The organism is Kitasatospora sp. NPDC056181 (assembly GCF_042266225.1).
In the GTDB taxonomy this organism is placed as follows: domain Bacteria; phylum Actinomycetota; class Actinomycetes; order Streptomycetales; family Streptomycetaceae; genus Kitasatospora.
Genome location: NZ_JBHJUK010000296.1, coordinates 1 through 3,433, shown reverse-complemented (window position 1 = coordinate 3,433; position 3,433 = coordinate 1). Strand labels below are relative to the sequence as shown.

Below are 3,433 nucleotides of genomic sequence, written 5' to 3'. Positions count from 1 at the left end.
CTGGTCGCCACCCACGACCAGACCCTCATGGGACTCGCCGACCGCGTCATCGAGCTCCGCGACGGCACACTGGCCGAAGAGGCCTGAGCGGGCCGGGCCCGACAGGTCTGCCCGATCGGGCCGCCCCGCCGTTCCCGCCGGGGCGGGCCGCCTCACCCGGGAAGGCAGAGAAGGCAGGCCCGCGACGGCCGGGCGGGCAGTGGGGCGCGGACCGGTTCGGATCCGGCCGTACCACCGGACCGACCCCAGGTCGACCCCCACGCCAGGCCGACCCCCACGCCAGGCCGGCCGGGCCCACCAGGGCCGCCGCACGCCTGCCGGGCCGTCCACCGGGCCCCTCAGAGCGACCTGAGCGCGGCCTCGCACTCGCGGCAGCGCCGGGTGCGCTGCGACGGCGGGTACCAGGGATCGCCCGGACCGGCCGGCTGGTAGGCCTCCCGTTCGAGATCTGCGGTGTCGATCCCGCAGAACGTGACCGGGCCCGGGTCCTCCGGCACGTCCGGATCGGGCGGCGCCGCGTGCACCCACCGGACCCGGGCACCCACGTCCACCTCGCCCGCGTCCAGCACCTCCGTGGACGGCTCCAGCTCGACCAGTACGACCACTCCGCTCATACCTCGACCCTGCGCCCCGCCGGCACCGGCCGCATCCCGGCCCGGCTCTCCGCGCCCCGACGAGGCGCCCACCGACCGTCACCGGAGACCACCGGGCGCCACGAGGCACCCACCGGGACCGGCCGACGCAGGGGACCGCCGACGGCGCCGGCCGGCGTCCGCGCAGACACCGGGCGCGCCGTCCCGCCCACGCCACGGCAGCTTCGTCGAGGAAAGGGAATGCGCGCACCCTGGTTCCCGCCGCCGCGGATACCTGCCCGACGACAGGATCGGGTACCGCAACGCGCCGGGTCGGAAGACCGGGGAATCCCGATTTGCCGACCGGGATTCGGCGAAGGCCCGGTTCGCCCGGATGTCCCCCGTGCGCAGGAATTACCCGTCGGGTCTGCCCACGGCAGAGCGCATCGGGAAATTCGGAGGTACGCACTTCTCGTCCTGCACCACCGGGTGCTGGAAAGGCCGGCGCCACCAGAGCCCGACCTCGCCGCGGAAAGCCGGCTCCTCCCTCAGGAACCACCTCCCGCCTTCGGCAGCCGCCGCATCCGCGCCTTCGACCAGAAGGTCGTGGGAGCGTTCATCGGGTGATTCCCGGAAAAGGGTGCCTCGGCGGTTCCGCACCACCGCGCCCGCCGACCGGTGGGGCACCCTGGCCGGGCCCGTTCGCGCAGACAATGCTGCCCCCTGATCGCCGAGAACCCGCCCGTCCGCCGTGCTCCGACGCACTCCACGGCCGTTCCCGAGCCGACGACCGTAGTCCGGCCGTCGCGGGAAACCACCGGCCCTTCGGACTCGTATATGACGATGCCTCAGATTTCCTACGTGAGCGGCCCGTTCGCCGATGATGATCACCTGGCGACGGAGCCGGAAGCCGAGCCGGCTGTCCGGACCGCGCCGGTGCTACGTGCCACCCGGGCGGCCGGCGGGCCTGTCGGCGCTCACGAAGGCGTCAGATCAGCCCCGCAGCGGAGGTTCCACCGCCCCGCGCGCCCCGAAAGGTCGGTGGCCGACAGCGGCCGGACGTCGAGCCTCCAGAACGCCGCCGCGGGAAGGTCGAGCGCGTGGACCACGGCCGCCCGGACCACGGCGGGCTCGGCCACCGCCAGCACGCGTCCGGGCTGGTCGGCCAGGGCCTCCAGCCAGCCGCCGACACGGGCGCACAGGGCGCTGACCGACTCGCCGCCGTGCGGAGCGGCCGTCGGGTCGGCCAACCAGGCCGAAACGGCCGCCGGCTGGGCCGCGGCGATCTCGTCGAGGCTGTGGCCGCGCCAACGGCCGACGTCGAGGTCGGCCAGTGCCGCGGCCGGTTCGGCGTCGACGCCGAGCGCGGCGGCGGTCAGACGGCAACGGCTGGAGGGGGCCGTGAAACCCCGGGGCGTCGCCGGCAACGAGCCTGCCGCCGCGCGGGCGGCTGCCAGGCCCGCCTCGTCCGGCGGAGCGTCGTCGCCGAACCGGGCCCCGCGCAGTTCGGCCCCGATCGCCGGTGCGACGAAGATCACGCGCACGGTCATCCGATGTCCTCCCGTCCCCGTCCACTGCTCCGTCGCGCGCATACGTACGGGAATCGGTGGCCCCGCTTCGCGCCCGTCGTGCGCCTGTGAGCCCGGCCAAAACCCTTGGCCGGGCGCCCGCGACACGGTACCGTCCCTGCGACAACTCAAGACGACGGTGTGCGGAAGCCGGTGAGAACCCGGCACGGTCGCGCCACTGTGAAGCCGCCCGGCCGACGTGAGTCCCGGGGCGGTGAGTCAGACCCGCCCCCGTCGTCCGTGCTCCATCGAACGGGACGCGTGTTCCCCAAAGGAGGTCGGCCATGGCTCACCCTATCGCCCCCGCTGCCGCACCGGCCATCACCCCCATCTCCGTCAAGGCGATCCTGCCCTGGGCCGTGTTCTTCGGCATCCTGCTGATGGCCCTCATCTACTTCGTCGGCGCCGAGCAGGGCGCCACCTCCCTCATCTCCGGCGAGGACGTGCACGAGTGGGTGCACGACGGTCGCCACCTGCTCGGCTTCCCCTGCCACTGATCAGGGGACACCGCACATGAACTCCGCAAACGTCAGATCCCTGCTCGTCCGCGGCATGCTGGCCGGTCTCGGTGCCGGCCTGCTCGCCCTGATCGTCGCCTACCTGCTCGGTGAACCCCGGGTGGACGCCGCGATCGCCTACGAGGACGCCCACGCCGCGGGCGCGCCCGAGATGGAACTCGTCAGCCGGTCCCTGCAGTCCACCGCGGGCCTGGCCACCGGCGTGCTCGTCTACGGCGTCTCGCTGGGCGGCTTCGCCGCGCTCGCCTACTGCTTCGCCCTCGGCCGGGTCGGCCGCTTCTCCCCGCGCGCCACGGCGGCCCTGCTGTCCGGCGTCGCGATGGTCGCGGTCTACGTCGTGCCGTTCCTCAAGTACCCGGCCAACCCGCCGTCGGTGGGCGACCCGGAGACCATCGGCAAGCGCACCACGCTGTACTTCCTGATGATGGCGCTCAGCGTGCTGCTGGCGGTCGCCGCGGTGATCGTCGGCAAGAGGCTCGCACCGCGCCTGGGCAACTGGTACGCGACCGTCACGGCCGTTCTCGGCTTCGCCGTCGCCATCGGCCTCGCCTACGCCTTCCTGCCCGCCGTCAACGAGGTGCCCGAGGACTTCTCGGCCACCCTGCTCTGGCAGTTCCGCCTCGCTGCCCTGGCCATCCAACTCACCCTCTGGACGTCCTTCGGGCTGCTGTTCGGCCACCTCGCCGAGCGTCTCCTCAACCCGAAGCCGGCCACCGCGGCCTCCACCGCCGACCGCAACGGCCTCCGGGAGACGGCCGCCTCCGCACCCTGAGGC

The 3,433-nt window shown here is 73.7% G+C and carries 4 protein-coding genes and 1 riboswitch; of the genes, 2 read left to right on the top strand and 2 right to left on the bottom strand.

Going from position 1 to position 3,433, the window contains the following annotated elements:
• Window positions 1–338: 338 nt before the first annotated feature.
• Both ACFC1F_RS42925 and ACFC1F_RS42920 read right to left on the bottom strand, forming a co-directional pair.
• Complete coding sequence (locus ACFC1F_RS42925) at window positions 339–614, bottom strand: hypothetical protein (RefSeq protein WP_376167225.1); 276 nt, start codon at window positions 612–614, stop codon at window positions 339–341.
• 935 nt (window positions 615–1,549) lie between these two features.
• Window positions 1,550–2,122: a histidine phosphatase family protein gene (locus ACFC1F_RS42920; RefSeq protein WP_376167223.1), complete on the bottom strand. Its 573-nt coding sequence runs from the start codon at window positions 2,120–2,122 to the stop codon at window positions 1,550–1,552.
• 163 nt (window positions 2,123–2,285) lie between these two features.
• Window positions 2,286–2,365: riboswitch (cobalamin riboswitch) on the top strand.
• A 59-nt stretch (window positions 2,366–2,424) separates the two neighbouring features.
• Between ACFC1F_RS42920 and ACFC1F_RS42915 the strand changes: the two genes are divergently transcribed.
• Together ACFC1F_RS42915 and ACFC1F_RS42910 are read left to right on the top strand one after the other, a co-directional pair.
• Window positions 2,425–2,637, top strand: coding sequence for a CbtB domain-containing protein (locus ACFC1F_RS42915; RefSeq protein WP_148647184.1), 213 nt, complete (start codon window positions 2,425–2,427; stop codon window positions 2,635–2,637).
• A 16-nt stretch (window positions 2,638–2,653) separates the two neighbouring features.
• Complete coding sequence (locus ACFC1F_RS42910) at window positions 2,654–3,430, top strand: CbtA family protein (protein ID WP_376167221.1); 777 nt, start codon at window positions 2,654–2,656, stop codon at window positions 3,428–3,430.
• The last annotated feature ends 3 nt before the right edge of the window (window positions 3,431–3,433 follow it).